This window comes from Brevundimonas sp. GW456-12-10-14-LB3 (genome assembly GCF_059424365.1).
The window spans coordinates 26,575-45,015 of sequence record NZ_JBWKZJ010000003.1 but is presented as its reverse complement, the minus strand read 5'-3'; the positions used below and the strand labels follow the sequence as shown (position 1 = coordinate 45,015).

Annotated in this window: 16 protein-coding genes and 1 tRNA gene; 6 read left to right on the top strand and 11 right to left on the bottom strand. The window is 67.8% G+C overall.

From position 1 onward, the window contains the following. Positions 1–20: 20 nt before the first annotated feature. Positions 21–362 (bottom strand): hypothetical protein, encoded by a 342-nt coding sequence (locus tag AC07XS_RS02110; protein WP_287394760.1) that lies wholly within the window; start codon positions 360–362, stop codon positions 21–23. 97 nt (positions 363–459) lie between these two features. On the opposite strand from AC07XS_RS02110, the gene gatB reads away from it, so the two are divergent. Further along, complete coding sequence (gene gatB / locus AC07XS_RS02105; RefSeq protein ID WP_182713497.1) at positions 460–1,962, top strand: Asp-tRNA(Asn)/Glu-tRNA(Gln) amidotransferase subunit GatB; 1,503 nt, start codon at positions 460–462, stop codon at positions 1,960–1,962. Between the two features lie 100 nt (positions 1,963–2,062). Here the strand turns inward: gatB and AC07XS_RS02100 are convergent, their stop codons facing one another. After that, on the bottom strand, positions 2,063–2,650 hold the full coding sequence (locus AC07XS_RS02100; RefSeq protein WP_182713496.1) for an RcnB family protein: 588 nt from the start codon (positions 2,648–2,650) through the stop codon (positions 2,063–2,065). Between the two features lie 175 nt (positions 2,651–2,825). Between AC07XS_RS02100 and AC07XS_RS02095 the strand changes: the two genes are divergently transcribed. Beyond that, entirely contained in the window at positions 2,826–3,551 is a 726-nt protein-coding gene (locus AC07XS_RS02095; RefSeq protein ID WP_182713495.1) for a glutathione S-transferase N-terminal domain-containing protein, read from the top strand. Between the two features lie 172 nt (positions 3,552–3,723). Next, positions 3,724–4,035 (top strand): sel1 repeat family protein, encoded by a 312-nt coding sequence (locus AC07XS_RS02090; protein ID WP_152950594.1) that lies wholly within the window; start codon positions 3,724–3,726, stop codon positions 4,033–4,035. Between the two features lie 38 nt (positions 4,036–4,073). On the opposite strand, the gene AC07XS_RS02085 is transcribed toward AC07XS_RS02090, so the two are convergent. After that, positions 4,074–4,835: a polysaccharide biosynthesis/export family protein gene (locus tag AC07XS_RS02085; RefSeq protein ID WP_152950593.1), complete on the bottom strand. Its 762-nt coding sequence runs from the start codon at positions 4,833–4,835 to the stop codon at positions 4,074–4,076. Positions 4,836–4,956: 121 nt separating this feature from the next. On the opposite strand from AC07XS_RS02085, the gene AC07XS_RS02080 reads away from it, so the two are divergent. Together AC07XS_RS02080 and AC07XS_RS02075 are read left to right on the top strand one after the other, a co-directional pair. After that, positions 4,957–6,396 (top strand): Wzz/FepE/Etk N-terminal domain-containing protein, encoded by a 1,440-nt coding sequence (locus AC07XS_RS02080; protein WP_182713494.1) that lies wholly within the window; start codon positions 4,957–4,959, stop codon positions 6,394–6,396. 65 nt (positions 6,397–6,461) lie between these two features. Beyond that, positions 6,462–7,163, top strand: a complete 702-nt coding sequence (locus tag AC07XS_RS02075; protein ID WP_152950592.1) for a P-loop NTPase family protein — start codon at positions 6,462–6,464, stop codon at positions 7,161–7,163. Here AC07XS_RS02075 and AC07XS_RS02070 read toward each other — a convergent pair. Genes AC07XS_RS02070 through AC07XS_RS02055 form a run of 4 tightly spaced genes read right to left on the bottom strand, consistent with a single transcriptional unit; the run spans position 7,160 to position 11,989 of the window. Then, positions 7,160–8,089 carry a glycosyltransferase family 2 protein gene (locus tag AC07XS_RS02070; protein WP_182713493.1) on the bottom strand — a complete coding sequence of 310 codons (930 nt, stop codon included), beginning with the start codon at positions 8,087–8,089 and terminating at the stop codon, positions 7,160–7,162. The two genes, AC07XS_RS02075 and AC07XS_RS02070, sit on opposite strands and share 4 nt — an antisense overlap. Further along, positions 8,089–9,030, bottom strand: coding sequence for a glycosyltransferase (locus AC07XS_RS02065; protein ID WP_182713492.1), 942 nt, complete (start codon positions 9,028–9,030; stop codon positions 8,089–8,091). Before AC07XS_RS02065 ends, AC07XS_RS02070 begins: the two co-directional genes overlap by 1 nt. Continuing rightward, a complete protein-coding gene (locus AC07XS_RS02060) occupies positions 9,027–10,472 on the bottom strand; it encodes a lipopolysaccharide biosynthesis protein (protein ID WP_182713568.1) in 1,446 nt (481 codons plus the stop codon). The genes AC07XS_RS02065 and AC07XS_RS02060 overlap by 4 nt, the downstream gene beginning before the upstream one ends. Positions 10,473–10,483: 11 nt before the next feature. Continuing rightward, positions 10,484–11,989, bottom strand: coding sequence for an exopolysaccharide biosynthesis polyprenyl glycosylphosphotransferase (locus tag AC07XS_RS02055; protein ID WP_182713491.1), 1,506 nt, complete (start codon positions 11,987–11,989; stop codon positions 10,484–10,486). Positions 11,990–12,112: 123 nt separating this feature from the next. On the opposite strand from AC07XS_RS02055, the gene AC07XS_RS02050 reads away from it, so the two are divergent. Continuing rightward, positions 12,113–12,204 (top strand) — tRNA-Ser (locus AC07XS_RS02050). Positions 12,205–12,266: 62 nt separating this feature from the next. On the opposite strand, the gene AC07XS_RS02045 is transcribed toward AC07XS_RS02050, so the two are convergent. The 4 genes from AC07XS_RS02045 to AC07XS_RS02030 form a co-directional block, all read right to left on the bottom strand. Beyond that, complete coding sequence (locus AC07XS_RS02045; RefSeq protein WP_182713490.1) at positions 12,267–13,055, bottom strand: acid phosphatase; 789 nt, start codon at positions 13,053–13,055, stop codon at positions 12,267–12,269. 20 nt (positions 13,056–13,075) lie between these two features. Continuing rightward, positions 13,076–14,647, bottom strand: a complete 1,572-nt coding sequence (locus tag AC07XS_RS02040; RefSeq protein WP_182713489.1) for an alkaline phosphatase D family protein — start codon at positions 14,645–14,647, stop codon at positions 13,076–13,078. Then, positions 14,644–15,876, bottom strand: a complete 1,233-nt coding sequence (locus tag AC07XS_RS02035; protein ID WP_321207947.1) for a hypothetical protein — start codon at positions 15,874–15,876, stop codon at positions 14,644–14,646. Before AC07XS_RS02035 ends, AC07XS_RS02040 begins: the two co-directional genes overlap by 4 nt. Positions 15,877–16,015: 139 nt before the next feature. Next, a complete protein-coding gene (locus AC07XS_RS02030) occupies positions 16,016–18,241 on the bottom strand; it encodes a TonB-dependent receptor domain-containing protein (protein ID WP_182713488.1) in 2,226 nt (741 codons plus the stop codon). Positions 18,242–18,441 lie beyond the last annotated feature (200 nt).

The window sequence follows — 18,441 nt, the reverse complement described above, 5'->3', positions numbered from 1 at the left end:
ATCGCCGGCCCCTTATGTCTTCAGGCTTCCGGCAGCGCCTTCAGGTCGGCGTCAATGGCCGCGATCTTCTCGTCGGTGATGGCTCCCTGGGAGTAGGGGGCGACCTGGCGCAGGGTCATGCCCTTGAACTGGCCGTAGGCGGGATGCTTGTCCATGCCGGGCAGGTGCTTCTCCAGCACGGCCTTGGTCGCCGGATCGTTCACCAGGGCCTCGATCGGGCTGTCGATGGTCGGATGGGCGTGATGCTCGGCATGAGCATGGTCTTGGGCGGGGGCTGGGGCCGGAGCCGGCGCGGTCTGGGCCGAGGCGGCGCCGACCAGCAGCAGGGAGGCCGCTGCGGCGGCGAACAGGGTCTTAGACATGGGATTCTCCATTGAGGCGACCGAAGTTGAGCGCGATTTCGCGACACCCTCAAGACAGCCTCTTTCTCGCCGCCGCCGAGGGCGCTAGGACGACCTCATGACCGACACTGTTCCGAACCCGAAAACCATCAAGGGCCGCACCGGCGATTGGGAAATCGTCATGGGGCTGGAGATCCACGCCCAGGTGGCCTCCAAGGCCAAGCTCTTCTCCGGCGCCGCCGTCGGCTTCGGCGCGGGGCCGAACGAACAGGTCTCGCTGGTGGACGCCGGCTTCCCCGGCATGCTGCCGACCCTGAATAAGCACTGCGTCGAACAGGCGGTGAAGACCGGTCTGGGCCTGCGTGCGCAGATCAACAAGCGCAGCCAGTTCGACCGCAAGAACTACTTCTACCCCGACCTGCCGACCGGCTATCAGATCAGCCAGCTGTATTACCCCATCGTCGGCGAAGGCGTGGTCGAGGTGGAGGCCGAGGACGGCAGCTTCTTCAACGTCGGCATTGAGCGGCTGCACCTGGAACAGGATGCGGGCAAGCTGATCCACGACCTGTCGCCGACCGAGAGCTATGTCGACCTGAACCGGGCCGGCACGGCCCTGATGGAGATCGTCTCGCGCCCCGACCTGCGCACGCCGGAAGAGGCGGTCGCCTATGTCAAGAAGATCCGGACCATCCTCGTCTATCTGGGCACCTGCGACGGCGACATGGAGAAGGGCAACCTCCGCGCCGACGTGAACGTCTCGGTCTGCCGCGCCGGCAACTATGAGAAGTTCAAGGCCACGGGCGACTTCAGCTTCCTGGGCACGCGCTGCGAGATCAAGAACGTCAACTCGTTCCGCTTCATCTCCCAGGCGATCCAGTACGAGGCGCGCCGCCAGATCGAGATCCTCGAGGACGGCGGTTCGATCATTCAGGAAACCCGCCTGTTCGATCCGGTGAAGGGCGAGACGCGTTCGATGCGCTCCAAGGAAGAGGCGCAGGACTACCGCTACTTCCCCGACCCCGACCTGCTGCCGCTGGACCTGGAAGAGGCCTGGATCGCCGAGATCAAGGCGTCTCTGCCCGAACTGCCGGACGACAAGCGCAAACGTCTGATGAGCCAGTACGGCCTGTCCCAGTACGACGCCATCGTGCTGATCTCGGAACAGGCCAAGGCCGACTATTTCGAGGCCGCCGCTCAGGGTCGCGACGCCAAGCTGGTCGCCAACTGGGTGACGAACGAGGTCTCGGCGCGTCTGGCCGCCGACGGCAAGGACTTCAGCGAGAACCCGCTGCCGGCCGCCCATGTGGCCCAGCTGGTCGAACTGATCGAGACCAACGTCATCTCCTCCAAGATCGCCAAGGAGGTGTTCGACCACGTCTGGAACGGCGAAGGCTCGCCGGCCGAGGTGGTGGAGAAGCACGGCCTGAAGCAGGTGACCGACACCGGCGCCATCGAGAAGGCGGTCGACGAGATCATCGCCGCCAATCCGGACAAGGCCGCCGCCGTCGCCGAAAAGCCTCAGGCTCTCGGCTGGTTCGTCGGCCAGGTCATGAAGGCCACGGGCGGCAAGGCCAATCCGGCCGCCGTCAACGACATACTGAAGGCCAAGCTGGGGCTTTGACCTCCGGCCCCGCCCTCGTCTGACGAAACCTCTGAAAAAGGCCCGGAGATCGCTCTCCGGGCCTTCTTCATTCGGACGGCGTCTTCAGGCCCGTGTCGGATCAATAGACGTTCGAAAGGACGCTGGCGATCAGACCCGTCGCGACGGCGACCAGAAGAATGTCGCTGCCGGCATGGACGTAGCGATAGCCGTGCGGCGCCGGACGCAGGCCGTAGAAATAGGGGTCGCGGACATAGTAGGTCCGATACCGGGCCGGCAGATAGGCGCCGGTCCGCCACCGATAGCCGTAGTAGCGCGGCTCGACGCGGTAGTAGCCGTAGCTGGGGGCGTACCAGTAGCCCGACCGAGGCCCGTTGTAGCCGCGGAACTCGGACCGACCTCGCCACCAGTCGCGATTGTTGCGGTCCCAGCGGTCGTTACGCCAGTCGCGACGATCATCCCGGCGTTCGACGCGATAATCGCGGCGGTCATCGCGGCGATCGTGGCGGTATTCCTGGCGATCCCGGTATTCGCCCTGACGCCAGTCACGTCGATCGTCGCGGCGTTCGTTGCGATAGTCGCGGCGGTCGTCCCGGCGGTCTTGGCGATATTCGCGCCGGTCGTCGCGGCTCTGCGCCTGGGCCATCATCGGAACGGCGGTAGCGGAGAGGGCGAGGGCGACGACGGCGGCCTTGGTAAGGCGTTTCATCAGCGTGCTCCAATCTGGGCCTTCCGCCGAGAGGACGAAAGCACCCGTTAATGACGTCAAAGTCCGGCTTTGCGTCTGAACGCCTCCTGAATGACCGTGTCAGGATTAATCGACGGACGTTGCGCAGGCGAGGCCGCCGACCCAGATGTCCGCAAGGCTCAATGGAGATCGTCTAATGAACGCGCCGATCCAGCTCTGGTACTGGCCCACACCCAATGGGTGGAAGGTCTCCATCGCGCTGGAGGAGATGGGCCTGGCCTATGAGGTCAGGCCGGTGAACATCGGCGTCGGCGAACAGTTCGAGCCGGCTTTCCAGGCGATCAGCCCCAACGGTCGGATGCCGGCCATCGTCGATCCGGACGGACCCGGCGGCGCGCCCATCTCGATCTTCGAATCCGGCACCATCCTCCAGTACCTGGGAAACAAGTCGGGCCTCTTCTATCCGACCGACATGCGGGCGCGGGTAGAGGTCGATCAATGGCTGTTCTGGCAGGTCGGCGGCCTCGGGCCGATGGCCGGACAGACCCACCATTTCCGCCAGTATGCTCCGGCCATGATCAAGGATCAGCGCCAGATCGCCTACGGCGTCCGGCGCTATACGAACGAGACCCATCGTCTCTATGGCGTCATGGATCGCCGCCTGCGGGATCGAGACTATCTCGCCGGAGACTATTCCATCGCCGACATGGCCGCCTGGCCCTGGATACTGCCCGGCCTGCAAGGTCAGGATCTGGCCGAGTTCCCCCGTCTGGCGGCGTGGCTTGAGCGGGTCGGCGCCCGGCCGGCTGTCAGGGCGGGCCGAGCGCTTCTGGAAGACCGGCGCGGAAACGCCGGCGGGTCAGGAAAAGCGGCCGAGGCGGCGCGGGCTATCCTCTTCGGCCAGCGGGCGCGCCCCGCGTAAACGACAGGTTTCCGAACGATTTCGGATTTATGAATCGAATCTGGAGTATTCATTCTCGCTTTACTGAAAAGTCCTGCGCGGGCTTTCGGCGTTAACTTTAACTTCAAACCAGCGGTATTTGATGCGTCATCAGAGACGGACCCAGAAGGGCGTTCGTTCAGGAGATGTGGTGATGCAAGCGCAAGAAATGGCGCACGACCTGGCGGCCGGCGCGCAGACGGATGAACTGCCCCTGCCGACTGCCGATATGTCGGGCGACGAGCTGTTCAAACTGGGCATGATGTATTCGGCCGGATCGGGCGGCTGTCCGATGGACCGGGTCTCGGCCCACATGATCTTCAACCTGGCGGCCATGAAGGGTTCGATCGAGGCGCGCGTTTACCGCCGCGAGATGAGCCAGGAGATGGATCGCGAAGAGATCGCCGAGGCCCAGAAGGCGGCCCGCCGTTACATCGACACCGGCGTGGTTCGTCTGGTCGCCTGACCGCAGAGACGTCGCCTGACCGCAGAGACGGTTACGCCTCAGAAGCTGGCGTAACCCGCGCCGTTCGAGCCGTTGATCGAATAGCTGAAGCCGATCGGCATGGCCGAGCGCACCTGGGTGAAGAAGGCGGCGAGTTCGCCAAGGGTCGAACGCGGCACGAAGATGATGTCGCCGCGCCTCAGGGCGACGACCTCGCCCCGCCGGGGACGCAGATCGATCACCCGCATCATGCGCGCGCCGCCAGGGCCGCGCCGGATCAGGGCCGCCCGTTCCGCCTTGCCTGTGGGCAGCAGGCCGCCTGCCTGAATGACGGCCTGGTGCGCGTCCAGGTCTCCGACCATTTCGATCACCCCCGGCGTGCGGACCTCGCCATCCACCCAGACCCGAATGGGCCCGGCCTGGCGCAGGGTCACCTCCACCGTCGGGCGCAGCAGTTGCGACCCATAGGCCGCAGACACCGCCTGTTCCAGCTCAGAGAGACTCCGATCCGCCGCCATGACCTGACCGATCAGGGGCAGGGCGACGCGGCCGTCCGGTCCGACCTTCAGCGTTCGCGTCAGTTCGGCGGCGGTGGGCAGGGCCACCTCGATCTCATCGCCGGGATAAAGCAGATATTCTGGCTCTTCGTCGGTCCAGTCGGCGAAGGGGATGTTGGGAAAATCCCCGCGGCTGGAAGGCTGGATCCTTTGCGCGCGGTCGCTGGGGCGGGGCATTCGGCCCGCAGCCCCGCCGCCGCATGCCGCCAGGGTGGCGGCGGCCGATCCGAGGGCCAGCAGGAACAGTCGGCGATCTGACGTCATGGAATCGGTTGGTCCGCCGGGAAAGAGGATGGATCACAGCCTCGCCCCTTATGGGTAACCGATGGTTAACGCCGGTCAGCGAAAGGTGGCGTCGATCAAGAGTTTCCTGGATTCGCTCGCCATGCGTTCGACGGCCTATGTCACGACCCGACCGCGCTACGGCGTGCTGGACGTCGTCGGACTGCTGTTCCGCGAACTGCTCTTGATGGTCGTCGTCTTCCTGCTGATCTTCGCCTTGGGAGCCGCCGCCGTCTTCACCTTGAAGAAGACCTATACGGCCCAGGGCGCCGTCTTCGCAGGCGTCGGCCAGGAATATGTCTATCAACCCCGTGTGGGCACGGCCGAACGGGGGCAGGCGCCGCAGGGCGACGAGGTGGCGAACTCCGAAGCGGCCATCCTCAGTTCGGGCCAGGTGCGCCAGCGCGTCATCGACGCCTTGGGCCCCCAGGTCATTTTGGGCAGGGCGCCCAAGGGCGCGCCGGAAAAGTCGAAGGCGGCGGCCAGCAATGTGCTGGGCTCCAGCCTGCACGTCGCGACGGCGCCGGGCAGCGCGGTCATCCGCGTCAGCTACAAGGCGGATGATCCTCAGCGGGCGGCTCGCATCCTGAACAGCGTGATCGATCAGTATCTGGCCTATCGTCGCGAAGTCTTTCAGGACAAGACCCCGGCCATCGCCAGCCAGCGCCTTGCGTTTGAAGAGGATTTGAACGCTGCGGACCGGGCCTATGAGCAGTTTCTGACGTCGAACGACATCGGCGACTTCGCCGCCGCAAAGGCCACCTTGGCGGCGACCTATCAGACCACCTTCGCCGACCGGATGGCGACGCAGAGCCAGTTGAACCAGACCAGCCAGAGGCTGAGCACCTTGGTGGCGCAGCAGGCCAATACGCCGGCCGAGGTCGCCCTGCAGCAGGATCTGAACATCTCGGCCCAGGATCAGGTGCTGCAACTGCGCACAGAACGTCAGCAGCTGCTGTCGCGCTATCAACCCGACGCCCAGCCGGTGAAGGACATCGAGGCGCGGATCGCCCAGCTGCAAGCCTATGTCGCCAGCGGGACGGCGGTCGGGCCTAAGGAGGTTCGTACCGGACCCAACCCGGTCTGGACCGAGCTGGAGACGACCCGAATCAACACCCAGGCCGACCGTGACGCCCTGGCGGCCCGGTTGGCGGCGCTGGATCGGCAGCTCTCGGACATCCGGTCGCGGCAGGCGCGGCTGACGGCTCTGGAGTCCGAGAATGCGACCTTGGCGGGCAATCGCGAGGTCCTGACCGCCAATATCCGCGAGTTCCAGCAGCGCGAAAGCCAGAGCCGAGCGGACAACGCCCTGGTGGCGGCCGGCGCCGACAACGTCACCGTCATCGAGCGGGCCCAGCCGCCGGCGACGGGCAAGAGCCTGAAGGCGCCGGCCCTGGCCGCCGTCTTCCTGTTCGCCGCCTTCACCGCCCTGTGCATCGGCCTGCTGAGGATTTTCACGCGGCGGGGATTTTCGACGCCCGACTCGGTGCGCCGTACTCTGGACGTGCCGGTCCTGGCGGTCGCCCCCGCCAAGGCGCACTAGGTCGGTGGGGCTTGGGCGGGCGGCCATGATACTGTGGCGCGTGGTGGAGCGCGCGTAGCGATTCGATGGTCGATCTGACGTCCGAAATGGCCGGTCTGTGGGCGGCGCTGGGGCCGGCCCCGGCGCATCGCGCCCGGGTGATCCAGTTCGCCGCCGCCACGACCGGCGAAGGCGTCTCGACGGTCACGCGCGAATACGCCCGGCTGGCCGCCGTGCGGGCGCGAAAGCCGGTCTGGTTGGTGGACGGCGATCTGGCGCAGCAAGGGCAGCTTGAAGCCATCGCCGCCGAACCGGACCGGTTCGGGCAGCTGGGCAAGCCGGCCCAGGCCTCGCCCGATGGCTCCAGCTTCTTCGCGGTCACGCCGGCGCCGACGGGGCGGGACGGCAAGCCGGTTCCGCCGGCGCGCCTGCTGACCGCGCGGCCCTGCCTGGGCGGACGGCTGTGGACGACGCGGTTTCACATGGAGGCCCTGCGCTCGGGGCACCGCATCGAGGCGGTGGGAGAGCCGCGCTACTGGGACGCCCTGAGGCCGCACGCCGACACCATCGTCATCGACAGCCCGGCGGCGGACCGCAACGACATGGCGATCATCCTGGCGCCCTTCGTCGACATGACGGTTCTGGTGGTCGCGGCCGGCGGGGCGAGCGCGAGCGCCCCGGTCATCCTGCGCGACGAGATCGAGGCTGTCGGCGGTCGTATCGCCGGGGTGGTCATGAACCGTTCGACCTATAAGCCGCCCAAATTCCTGTCCCGGCTGGCGGGTTAAGCGGCTTTGCGAAGCATGGCCGCGCCGTAGAGCTTCGGCTCCAACCCCTTTGTCCAGAAGACCTTGCCCAGGCCGCGCGCGGTGCGGTCCAGGGTTTCGGCGCGGGCGGGGCGGCGGAGCAGGGCGAGGGTCAGGGACGCAAGTCCCCAGACGGCGGCCTGGGCGGCGCCGATCAGCATCCAGCGGGAGACGCCAGGCCAGTCGCGGCGGGCGGCGGCCATCTGGCTGGGGCTCTGGCCATAGGCGAAGGCGCGCAGCAGGGCGTAGTTCAGGGTGGCGCGGTCGGGGGGCGCGAACTCGTCCACCCAGGCGTCGGCGGCCCAGCCGAACCGGCCGCCGCGCGCCTGCAGGGCGGTGAACAGGCGGTCGTCCTCGCCGCCGGTCTCGTTCATGGCCGTGTCGAAAGGGGCGTCGCCGGGCAGGGCCGTGGCGCGGACCATCAGACTGTTGCCGCAGCCGTGGATCTGGGCGGTCAGGCCGGTCTCAGCCGGGCCGTCGCGGCCGAAGAACCGCTCCAGATAGGGGGTGGTCCAGCCCGTGCCCTCAGGCACGCGACCCCGGATCGGGCCGAACAGGACGTCGGCGCCCGTTTGGGCCTGGGCCTGCAACAGGGCGGCCAGCCAGCCGGGAGAGGCGGCCTCGTCGTCATCCAGAAAGGCGATCAGGGGGGCGTCGGTGGCGGCCAGACCGACATTGCGGGCGGTGGCGACGCCGGGGACGGGCGCGTGGGCGTAGATCAAGGGAACCGGCGCCTCGGCTCGCAGCCGCTCGACCACGGCCGAGGCCGAACCGTCGGGATCATTGTCGGCGACGACCACGGCGGCGATCCGGTCCAGCGACCCGACCTGGGCGAAGACCGAGCGCAGGGCGCGCTCCAGCGTGGCGGGGCGGCGCAGGGTGGGGATGAGGACGGCGACGTCCCGCATCAGATCGCGTCCGCATAGACGGCCGCCCGGTACAGGCGCAGGGCGAAGGCGCGGGTGCGGGGCGGCAACAGAGGCGACAGGGCCGCGCTTCTGGCCATGCGACGGATCAGGGGCAGGGACGGCAGGCGTTTCAGGGCGCGGGCGGCCTTGTAGCTGGGGTAGGTCTGGACAATCTCGGGGTGCAGGGCGACGACGCGGGCGAAGTTGGCGGCGCCCTGGTCGAACTTTCGCGCCAGGTCCGGCACCGTGTCCAGGCCCATATGGGTGGCGGGATTGTCGATGTGGACCACCTGGAACCGGCGGGCGACCCGCATGGCCCATTCGACATCCTCCCACCCCCAGCCGGTGAAGCCAGGGTCGAAGGATTCGACGGCGAAGACGTCGCGGCGCACCAAAAGATTGGAGGTGTAGACGTATTTCTCGGGCGTTCTGGCGCGCTGGGCGGCGCGAACGCATTCACTGGCGCTGGACAGGGAGCGGTGGACGGCGAAGCGACGGTCGCGCGGCGCCTGTTTCAGCGAAAAGCCCCCGAAGGCCACGGCCGGGTCGTCGCGCGCGATCAGCTCGATCCAGGTCTGGAGAAAGCGCGGGCTGTCGGGCTTCATGTCGCTGTCGAGGAACAGCCAGGAGCCGGCGCGGGCGGCGATGGTCAGCCGGTTGCGCCCCCGCGCCCGGCCTTCATTGGCGGACAAGGTGACGAGGCGGGCGGGCAGGGCCAGGGCGTCCAGCGTCGCCTTCAGCCGGGCGGTCAAACCAGGGTCGCCCGTGCCGTCGTCCAGCAGGATCAGTTCGACCCGGCCGGCGATGGCGGCGCCTTCCGTATCCAGCCGGCGCAGCAGGGGCTCCGGATCGTCGCCCAGGAAGGGGATCAGGACCGACAATTCGGGCCCGGCGGCGGCCCAGCCGGGGTTGTCGTGGATATCGGCGCGGGAGCCGCTCATGCCGTCGCGCTCCGTCGGGCCTGGATCAGTCGGTTCAGCACGTCGCGCACTCCGGCGGCGTTGAGCGTCAGCGCCAGGGCCGCATAGACCAGTCCGCCCACGCCCGCGTCCAGCATCAGTTGGATGAAGCCGCCCAGAGGCGGAAGGCGCCAGACCACCAGGGCCATGCCGGTCGAGGCCAGGCCGCAACGGATCAGGGCCTCCCACGGAATGGGCAGGGCGATGGCGCGGCGGCTGATCAGCAGACAGGCGACCAGGCCTATGGCGAAGCTGAGGGCCGTGGCGACGGCGGCGCCCAGCACGCCCAGCCGGGGGATCAGCACCAGGTTCAGGATGATGTTGGCGACGGCGGGGACGGCCATGGTGACCAGCAGCAGGCCGGTCTTCTTGCCCAGGGTGAAGCCGAAACCGAAATAGTAGGCGATCAGGCCGGACAGAAAGGCCGAGGCCGCGATCCAGGGCGTGACCAGGGTTGCGGCGACGCGCAGCTCGGGGCCGATCATCAGCTCGGCCAGGGGGCGGGCGACCAAGGCCAGGCCGACGGCGGCGGGCAGGCCGATCAGGATCAGGGTCGAACCCTGTTCCAGCGCCGTCTGGCGCAGGGCCTCGCGGCCGCCGCGCTCCAGCGCCATGACCATGGCCGGCGCGCCTGCCGCGCCCAGCCAGATGAACATCACATCCAGGGTGCGGTTCGACAGACTGTAGCTGGCGTGATAGGCGCCGACCGCCGCCGCATCCAGGAAGGCCGCCAACAGGAACCGGTCGGTCGAGGCCAGGACCAGGGCCAGGGTCAGCGACGCCGCGATCGGATAGCCATAGGCGGCATAGGCCTTCAGCCGCGCGCGATCCACGGTTCCGCCGGCCGACTGGCGCAGTTCGCCCGGCAGGATGAAGGGCAGGGCGAACAGGGGGGCGATCATCAGGCCCAGCAGGGGCGAGGCGGCGCCCGCGCCGGCCAGGGCGAACCCGGCCCCGACCAGAAAGCCCAGGACAGCGACGGCCATATCGACCGTGGCGGCCTTGGACACCTCGCCGGCGGCGCGATACCGCTCCTGCGCCAGCTTGGCCAGGTTGCGGATGGGCGCTCCGGCCAAGCCGAAGGCCAGGGCCAGTTTGAAGGCCGGGCTTAGGGGCAGAAGCCAGACCACGAGGGCGGCGACGGGCGTGAAGACGGCGATGACGGCGAAGGAGGTGCGGTACAGGCTGGCGAAATGGGTCGCCAGGCCGCCCGGCGTGCGCTCGGCCGCCCAGAAGCGGGCCATGGCCGCCTCCAGCCAGCTGAAGCTGACGGTATGGGCCAGGCTGGTGACCGAAAAGGCCAGGGCGTAGCGGCCGAAATCCTCGGGGCTGAGCAGGCGGGTGAAGACGACGATGGTCAGGAAGCCGACCACGCCCTGAACGATCTGGGCCGGCAGATAGCCCCAGACGCCGCGCCAGAACATGCGTTTCTCGCTCACCTGACGGCGGTCCGGTCGCCCAGCAGAACGGGCACGGTGATCAGCAGGATCCACAGGTCCAGCCAGAAGGACTGGCGCTGGATATAGTCGATGTCCAGCTCGACTCTGCGGCGCACCTCGGCCTCGGTGTGGACCGGGCCGCGCGAGCCTTTGACGGCGGCCCAGCCGGTGATGCCGGGTTTGATGCGGTGACGATGGGCGTATTCGGCCACGAGAAGGGCGGATTCGGTCTCGCCGGTCTTCATGCCGATGGCGTGGGGCCGGGGACCGACCAGAGACATTTCGCCGGACAGGACGTTGAAGATCTGGGGCAGCTCATCCAGGCTGGTGGCGCGGATGAAGCGGCCGACGCGGGTGACGCGGTCGTCGTCGGCGGCCACCTGGCGGCTTGCGGTGGGGTCGGCGGCGGCATGGCGCATCGAGCGGAACTTCCACACCACGATGGTCTCCTGGTTGAAGCCGTGTCGCCGCTGGCGGAAGAAGATCGGCCCAGGACTGTCCAGACGCACCGCCAGGGCGATCAGCATCATCAGAGGCGCCGAGGCGATCAGGGCCACGCCGCCGATCACCAGATCCTGAAGCCGTTTGACGAAGGCCCGGCGCTCGTCGCTGGGCGTGCTGCCGAGCGGCGCCGGGCGGCCCCCGGCCAGCCGCTTCAGCGCATCGTCGCGGCCGGCTTCGGAATCGACCAGGATGGCCAAGGGCGTGGGGAGAGTCTCCAGCCGACGGGCCAAGTCGCGCCCGCGCGGCCCGGCCTCAGGGTCGATGGCCAGTACGATATGATCGACATAGGGCAGCATCCGGTGGCTCAGCAGGGCGTCGGCCCGGCCCAGCACGGGCACTCCGGCCAGCCGGCTGGGCGAACGCGCCAGCCGATCGTCGAACACGCCCAGGACGTTTAGGTCCCGCCGCTCCAGCGCGCGTTCGATCAGGGCCTGGGCGTTTCGGGTGGCTCCCACGATGACGATGTTGGGCGACAGGGCGCCCTGGCGGCGCCAGCGCCCGACCAGGATCAGCCACAGACCGTGCAGACCGGTCAGGGCCGCCGCCGCCGTCAGGCCCCAGGGGAGGACCGGACCCAGGCCGTCGCCTTGCAGCGCCCAGCCCACAGTCACGGCGGCCGCCATCGCCAGGGCCAAGGCCGCGAGCACCGCCGCCAGATGGACCAGGGGCGACCGCTCTGGCTCGAATCGATACAGGTCCAGGCCGCGCAGCAGGGCCAGAACCGTCGTCACTCCGACGGCCAGGGGCAGGACGGCGCCGACCGGCAGGATGCGCAGATCAATCGACTCCAGCGCCCACAGGACGACCGCAGCCAGGCCGACGGCGACCGTCACGTCGAGGGCGCGAAACCAGTGTGCGGCCAGGCGTACGCTGGAGCGACGGCGCGCGTTCAGCCAGACCTCGGGCCGGAACGGACCCCGCTGGGCGCGCGCCTCGCCCGCGTCGCCCGGCGGCGTCGCGGCGGCGGGCGCGGCGAGAGAGGAGGCGCAGTCAGGCATGGATATCCGTGGCGTCGTACAGTCGCCACCCTGCACGCTCGGCCCTCTATGTGACGTTAACATCGTCGTTTCGCGCGAAGCGGATTGCACGACGCATCAGGCTCCGCTATCGAGCCCTTCGCTGGAGACGTGGCCGAGTGGCTGAAGGCAACGGTTTGCTAAATCGTCGTACCCCGTAAGGGGTACCGAGGGTTCGAATCCCTCCGTCTCCGCCACCTCCTTGGAAGCATGAGTGAAACGGAAGCTCGCCCCGGAGCTGTTCGCCTGCGTGAAGTCGTCAACGCGCCGCTTCTAGGCGCGCCGCCTCCAGTTCATCGCGGGCTATGCTGAAGTCGGCCTGGAACTCGGGGTCGGCCTTCAGGGCGGAGACAAGGGCGGCGCCGACCAGGCGGCCGGCCTCGACGTCGCTGGCGTAGTGGACGCCGCAGATCATTCGGCTGTCGCCATAGGCCAGGCCGCGGGCCAGGACGGCGTCGGCGCGGTCCGGCGCCATTTCAGCCAGGACCAGGGCCCAGGCCCAGCCCAGGGCGGCGTGGCCGGAAGGATAGGAGCCGCTGTTCGCCAGCCAGGGCTCGGGCGGGAAACAGGTTTCGGCCGGTTCCGTGACGAAGGGACGTGGGCGGAAGAAGCCGCGTTTGGCGGGGGTCTGGACGATCTCAAGGTCCCCCAGCATCCGGCCCAGGAGCCGGGTCAGGGTCGGCATGCGCGCGGGCTCGAACCGAATGCCGAGCGCCTCGTCAAAGACCCGAGGCGCGGTCGGCGTCTCGATCTCATTGTCGGCGCGGGCCTGATCCCAGCGGGGCGTGTCCTTCAAGGCGCGGGTGGCGCGGTACCGGTCGACGTCATCCTGATCGCGCAGCGACCCGGCCTCCGGCGGGGGCGGCAGGAAACGGGAGGCGTCAGGGGCCGCGCCTGCGGTCAGATAGCCCTTCGGGTGATCGCGGAAGCCGGTCCAGAAGGTCGGGGCGGGAGAGGGGCTGGAGGCGCATCCGGCCAGCACGATCAACGGGGCGAGCGCCAGGGCCGCCGCGACGGCGCGGCCGCGCAGGGACAGGATTCGAATCATGAAATCAACTCTGGACGGGATCAGGCCGGTTGGGCCCCGGGGCGGCCATCCTCGACGACCCAGCGATTCAGGGTGGAGATCGACGCCTTGGGATCGCGCACGTCGCTGATCGCCTGATAGCGGGTGATCATCCGCTCCGGGGTGACGTCCATCGCCATATAGCCGCGCACGCGGCTTTCGAAGAAGCGGATGTGCGGATTGGCCGGCATGGCCGCCATCAGCCCCTCATAGGGCGGGCCGCCGGAGGTGATGGAGGTGCCCACAAACTCGGTCGCCACCACCGGCGAGGTCTCGTCGCGGCTGTCCAGCAGGACGTCATTGGTCCAGAAGGAGTGATAGTCGCCGGACAGAACCACGGGATTGCGCGGCTTCAGCTGATGCAGGGCCTGGGTCATGCGGTCGCGGGCGGCGGGGAAGCCGTCCCAGGTGTCGGTCCAGTAGCGGGTCTCGCCATTGGGGTTTTCGAACCGCAGCCCGGCCATGACAAGGTCCTGGCCCAGGATGGTCCAGCGCGCGTCGCCGCCCGCCAGACCGTCGTACAGCCAGCGTTCCTGTTCGAAACCCAGGAAGGTGCGTGACGGGTCGGCGCGGTCCAGGCAGAGGCTGTCGGGGACGATCTGCCCCTTGGCCCCGCCTTCGTCGACGCAGGCCCCGCGCGACCGATACTGGCGTCCGTCCAGCATGAAGAACTCGGCCAAACGGCCGTAGCGGACGCGCTTGTGAATGGGCATCTGAAGCCGGCGGTCCAGCCGCGTGCGGCGGATCGGCATAGCTTCATAGAAGGCCTGATAGCCGGCGGCGCGGCGGCGCAGGAAGTCGTCGGGCCGCCCGCCCTCGTCGGGCCAGACGCCGGAATAGTTGTTCAGCACCTCATGGTCGTCCCAGGTCACCAGACAGGGAGCGGCGGCGTGAAGACTTTGAAGGTCCGGATCGGTGCGGTGCAGGGCGTAGCGGTTGCGATAGCCGGCCAGGGTGGTGGCGTCCTCAAAGCCGTAGTGTCGCACCACATTGGCCGCTCGCGCGCCGGTGCGGGTGTATTCATAGATATAGTCGCCGAGGAACAGGGTCAGGTCCGGCGCCTCGTCGGCCATATGGCCATAGGCGCTGAAATAGCCGACCTCCCAGTTCGAACAGGAGGCCACGGCCAGTTTCAGCCGGTCCACCTCGGCGTGGGGCGCCGGCGCCGTACGCGCCAGACCGACGGGGCTGCGCTGACCGGCGGCGGTGAAACGGTACCAATAGGGGCGGCCGGGAAGCAGGCCCTGGACTTCGACATGGACCGAATGGGCCTCGGCGGGCTGGGCCGTGGTTCGGCCAGCAGCGACGATGCGGTTGAAACCTTCGTCGGCGGCGACCTCCCAAAGAACCTCCATCGGCTCGCCGAGACCGCCCCTGCCGTCCGGCGCTATGGGATCGGCGGCCAGGCGGGTCCACAGAACGAAGCCGTCCGGCCAAGGGTCGCCGCTGGCGATGCCCAGGGGGAACAGATCGGCGGCGCCCGCCTGGACCCGGCCGAACCGGAGGACGACCGGCGCGGCGACCAGCCCCCCGATCAGGGCGCGGCGCGACAGTCGATTGTTCAGGCCGATCATCGCCCGGCCTCTTCGGCGCCGGGGCCGAAGCGGGCGCGGAAATCTTCCAGGCGGATGACGAAGTCGTCGGCGGCGACAAAGGCTTCGTCGGTCATCTGGGGCTGTTCATTGGGCTTGTAGCGACGGGCGTATTCGGCCTGGTCGGACGCATAGACCCCATAATAGGTCGAATAGGTGCGGACTCGCACGGTCGGGACATCGCCGCCCATGTCGAAGATCATCAGCCGCAGCCAGCCGTCGCCGATCCCCGGCGCGCGGCCCAGCGCCAGGCCGGCGTCGAGCGCCGCCTGATTGCGGTCCTGATAGTCGGACAGAAGCTGATAGACGGCGCCGCCCTGTCGATTCAGGTCGGTACGGAAGGCCTGGCCGTTATGATGGCCGCTCAGCACCATGAAGATCTGCGGATTGCGGCTGATCAGCTTGTCCCACACGCCCTGGGCGCTGTTGTCGAAGGGATCGAGGGCGTTCAGATCGACCACCGGATGGGCGCGGCGCTGGCCGGTCTTGTCGATGAAGTCGTGGGTGGTGATCAGGGTCGGCAGGCCGGGGTGGGCGTGGATGACCGTCTCCGCCCATTTCAGGCTGGCGTCGGACGGCGCCATCTGCAGGCCGATGTGCAGGAAGCGATAGCCGCCCGCCTCGAAGACCTGGGCGCTGTCGGCGCCGTCGTCATGAGAGGCCACATACCAGGGCCGGTCCTTGAAATATTTCGAGGTCGCGCCGAAAGCCTGGGTGAAGGCGGTCAGGCCGCCGATGTGGATCATGCCCAGACGACGCAGGTCGCCCGGCGGCGCCGTCAGATCCTGGGGCCACTGCTCGTCCCACCATTGGCCGTCATAGTCGTGGTTGCCTGACACGACAGAGAAGGGCAGGACGCCGTCGATCCGGTCGTAGGCGGCGATGGCCGCCGGGATTTCGACATTCCGCACGCCGTCCGCCCAGGCCGCGACGCCCGCGCCTGCCGGCGCTGGGCGAGGGCGGAAGCCCCGGGCCGCATGGTCCGGGTCGATGTCGATGATCGGGTGCTGCCAGACATCGCCCACGGCGGTCGCGAAGACGATGTCGCCGCCGCGCGACACAGAGTTGTCAGCGACGAATTGAAGCTGCTGATCCATCAGGTCGCGGGCGTCGAAGGCGAAGCCCTCCGCGCGCTGATGGGTGAAGTCGACGTAGTTCTGAGTGTCGGGAATGACGGCGATGGTGAACCGCTTCGGCGCCGGTTCGGCCATGACGGCTCCAGCGGCCAAGGCAGTCAAGGCGGCGAGGGCGGCGGCGGTCCCGCGCAGACGTGTCCAAGGGAATTGCAAGGCGTGTCTCTCCCAACGAAGAAGGGCGGGCTTCGGCCGACCCACCGAAGCCCGCAAGGCGTCAGTACCGATAGCTCAGGCGCACGCCCCAGGTGCGGGGCGGGTTGGGCGAACCGGTCGAGGCCGAGATGAAGCGATTGCGCGACTCCTCGGAATAGTCGTCCGTCAGATTGTTCACATAGACGCCCAGGGCGTAGTTCCCGTCCATCGGCCGCACCGTCAGGCCGGCGTTGACCAGCCAGAAGGAGTCGATGATCGAGTTGGCCGAGGTGCTGAACTTCTCGTCACGGAAGGCGTAGTTGGTCTGGGCCTCCACGCCCCAGTCGCCCATCCGCCAATCATAGGCGATCGAACCCTTGTAGTCCCATTTGGGGAAGGGCAGGCGTTCGCCCGCCCGGTCGCTGTAGACGATGGTGTTGTACTCGCCCGTCACCTTGTCGCGCGCCGCCTCGGTGGCGGTGGCGTTGACGAAGAAGAACTCGTCGTATTCGCCGTACTTGTAGGCGAGGGCCTGGGTGACGGTCAGATTGGGGAGGGGACGCCAGACGGCCTCGATCTCTGCGCCCTGGATGTGGGACTTGGGCACGTTGATCATACGGCCCACGCGGCCCGTGCGGGTGTAGAGGATGCCCTGCAGCTGCTGATCGCGATAGTCGTAGTAGAAGGCGGCGGCGTTGAACTGAAGCTTGCGCTGGAAGAAGCTGGACTTCAGCCCGGTCTCATAGGCGATCAGCTCCTCGAACTTGAAGGGTTCCAACTGGTCCGGCAGGCCGCTGTTGTAAGTGGTGAAACCGCCCGACTTCACGCCACGCGAAACATTGGCGTAGGTCAGTATGTCGTCGCTGAGGGTGTATTCGACGCCCAGTTTGCCGGTCCACTCGCCCATCTCTTGCGACTTGGAGGTGGTGGCCCGGACGGACGGGGTGGGGGCCAGGACCTCGGTCTTGAAGTTGTTCAGTTCGCGGGTTTCATCCTCATAGCGCAGGCCGCCGACCAGGGTCAGGCGGTCGGTCAGGCGATAGTCCACATTGCCGAATACGCCGGTGGTCTCGACCTTCTGGCCGTAGGTGGTGCTCATCCAGAAGGCCAGGCTCTTGGCTTCGGAGAAGTCCGAATAGAAGCCGCCGTCCACGGATTCATTGGCGTGATAAACGCCGGCCAGCCATTGGATCCGACCGCCGGCCGGCGAGGCCAGGCGGACCTCCTGGGACGAGGTGTCGATGTCGTTGAAGAAGAAGGTGCCCGCCTCGTTCGACGCCGTGGCGTCCCAGTCGTTGAACTCCTTGCGGTCGAAGGTCTCATAGCTGGCGATGGCGGTCAGGGTTGCCCAGTTCAGATCCTGGTTCAGCCGCAGGCTGACGCCCTTGCCCTCATTGTCCCGGAAGGGCTTGGCGTTGGGCGAGGCGCCGATCAACTGGGCGAAATAGGGCGAGATGCCCCAGCCGGTGATGCGGTGATCGGTGTCGATCGGATAGACCCGCCCGCCGCCGGCGGTGAAGGGGGTGGTGATCAGACGCAGGCCCCGCCCGTCGGACTCGTCGCGGCTGTAGTGCAGGTTCAGATCGACGTCGGTCTGGGCCGAGGGACGCCAGGTCAGGCGCAGGCGCGCGGCCTTGGTGTCCTTGTCGCCCAGGCTCTCGCCGGTGTCGCGATTGTACTGCCAGGCTCCGCCCGATTCAGCCGCGACCGAAAGGCGGGCGGTCAGGGTGTCGACGACGGGGCCGGAGACATAGGCTTCCATCTTGGCCGCGTCATAGCTGCCGTAGCTCAGGTTCAGACCTGCGGCGACGTGATCGGTCGGGGCGTTGGTGATGACGCTGACCGCGCCGCCCGTCGTGTTGCGGCCGTAGAGCGTGCCCTGCGGGCCGCGCAGCGCCTCGATGCGGGCGATGTCGTACAGCAGACCCTGGGTCATCACGCCGTAGGGATAGGCGACTTCGTCCACATAGATGCCGACGGTCGAGGTGTTGTTGGCGGCGTAGTCGGTGAGGCCGACGCCGCGGATGCGGAACTGGGGCTGGCCGCCGCCCAGCTGGCTGTCCACCTCCAGGCTGGGCACGGTGTTCTCCAGATCGTTCACGGTCTGGATGTTGCGGTCGTCCAGCGTTTCGCCGGACACCACGGTCAGGGCCAGGGCGACCTTCTGCGACGATTCGGAGCGACGCTGGGCCGTGACGATGACGTCATCGACCGAAGCCGTTTGAGAGGCGGTTTGGGTTTGGGCGGAGGCGGGCAGGGCCGCCGCCGTGAGGACGGCGACCGAGGCGCCGAGAAGAAGACGTTGCATGTTGACCATCCATCGGGCGACGCGCGGGGCCCCCACCCTCGCGTGTCGATGTGTTGCTGAAGGTCGTCGAACAGCCGTTTGGTCGCCTCCTGATCGAAGCGGGCCCTGACCCTGGGGAGAAGTCCGGCCGCATCGTCGCGTGGAAAAACAACTGTTCGACAACGATGCGGCATTAGATTGCGCGCGCAATGCTTTTATGA

Coding starts and splice junctions, on each gene's coding strand:
- AC07XS_RS02110 (WP_287394760.1), bottom strand. CDS start 362: ATGTCTAAGACCCTGTTCGCCGCCGCAGCGGCCTCCCTGCTGCTGGTC.
- gatB (WP_182713497.1), top strand. CDS start 460: ATGACCGACACTGTTCCGAACCCGAAAACCATCAAGGGCCGCACCGGC.
- AC07XS_RS02100 (WP_182713496.1), bottom strand. CDS start 2,650: ATGAAACGCCTTACCAAGGCCGCCGTCGTCGCCCTCGCCCTCTCCGCT.
- AC07XS_RS02095 (WP_182713495.1), top strand. CDS start 2,826: ATGAACGCGCCGATCCAGCTCTGGTACTGGCCCACACCCAATGGGTGG.
- AC07XS_RS02090 (WP_152950594.1), top strand. CDS start 3,724: ATGCAAGCGCAAGAAATGGCGCACGACCTGGCGGCCGGCGCGCAGACG.
- AC07XS_RS02085 (WP_152950593.1), bottom strand. CDS start 4,835: ATGACGTCAGATCGCCGACTGTTCCTGCTGGCCCTCGGATCGGCCGCC.
- AC07XS_RS02080 (WP_182713494.1), top strand. CDS start 4,957: ATGCGTTCGACGGCCTATGTCACGACCCGACCGCGCTACGGCGTGCTG.
- AC07XS_RS02075 (WP_152950592.1), top strand. CDS start 6,462: ATGGTCGATCTGACGTCCGAAATGGCCGGTCTGTGGGCGGCGCTGGGG.
- AC07XS_RS02070 (WP_182713493.1), bottom strand. CDS start 8,089: ATGCGGGACGTCGCCGTCCTCATCCCCACCCTGCGCCGCCCCGCCACG.
- AC07XS_RS02065 (WP_182713492.1), bottom strand. CDS start 9,030: ATGAGCGGCTCCCGCGCCGATATCCACGACAACCCCGGCTGGGCCGCC.
- AC07XS_RS02060 (WP_182713568.1), bottom strand. CDS start 10,472: ATGTTCTGGCGCGGCGTCTGGGGCTATCTGCCGGCCCAGATCGTTCAG.
- AC07XS_RS02055 (WP_182713491.1), bottom strand. CDS start 11,989: ATGCCTGACTGCGCCTCCTCTCTCGCCGCGCCCGCCGCCGCGACGCCG.
- AC07XS_RS02045 (WP_182713490.1), bottom strand. CDS start 13,055: ATGATTCGAATCCTGTCCCTGCGCGGCCGCGCCGTCGCGGCGGCCCTG.
- AC07XS_RS02040 (WP_182713489.1), bottom strand. CDS start 14,647: ATGATCGGCCTGAACAATCGACTGTCGCGCCGCGCCCTGATCGGGGGG.
- AC07XS_RS02035 (WP_321207947.1), bottom strand. CDS start 15,876: ATGGCCGAACCGGCGCCGAAGCGGTTCACCATCGCCGTCATTCCCGAC.
- AC07XS_RS02030 (WP_182713488.1), bottom strand. CDS start 18,241: ATGCAACGTCTTCTTCTCGGCGCCTCGGTCGCCGTCCTCACGGCGGCG.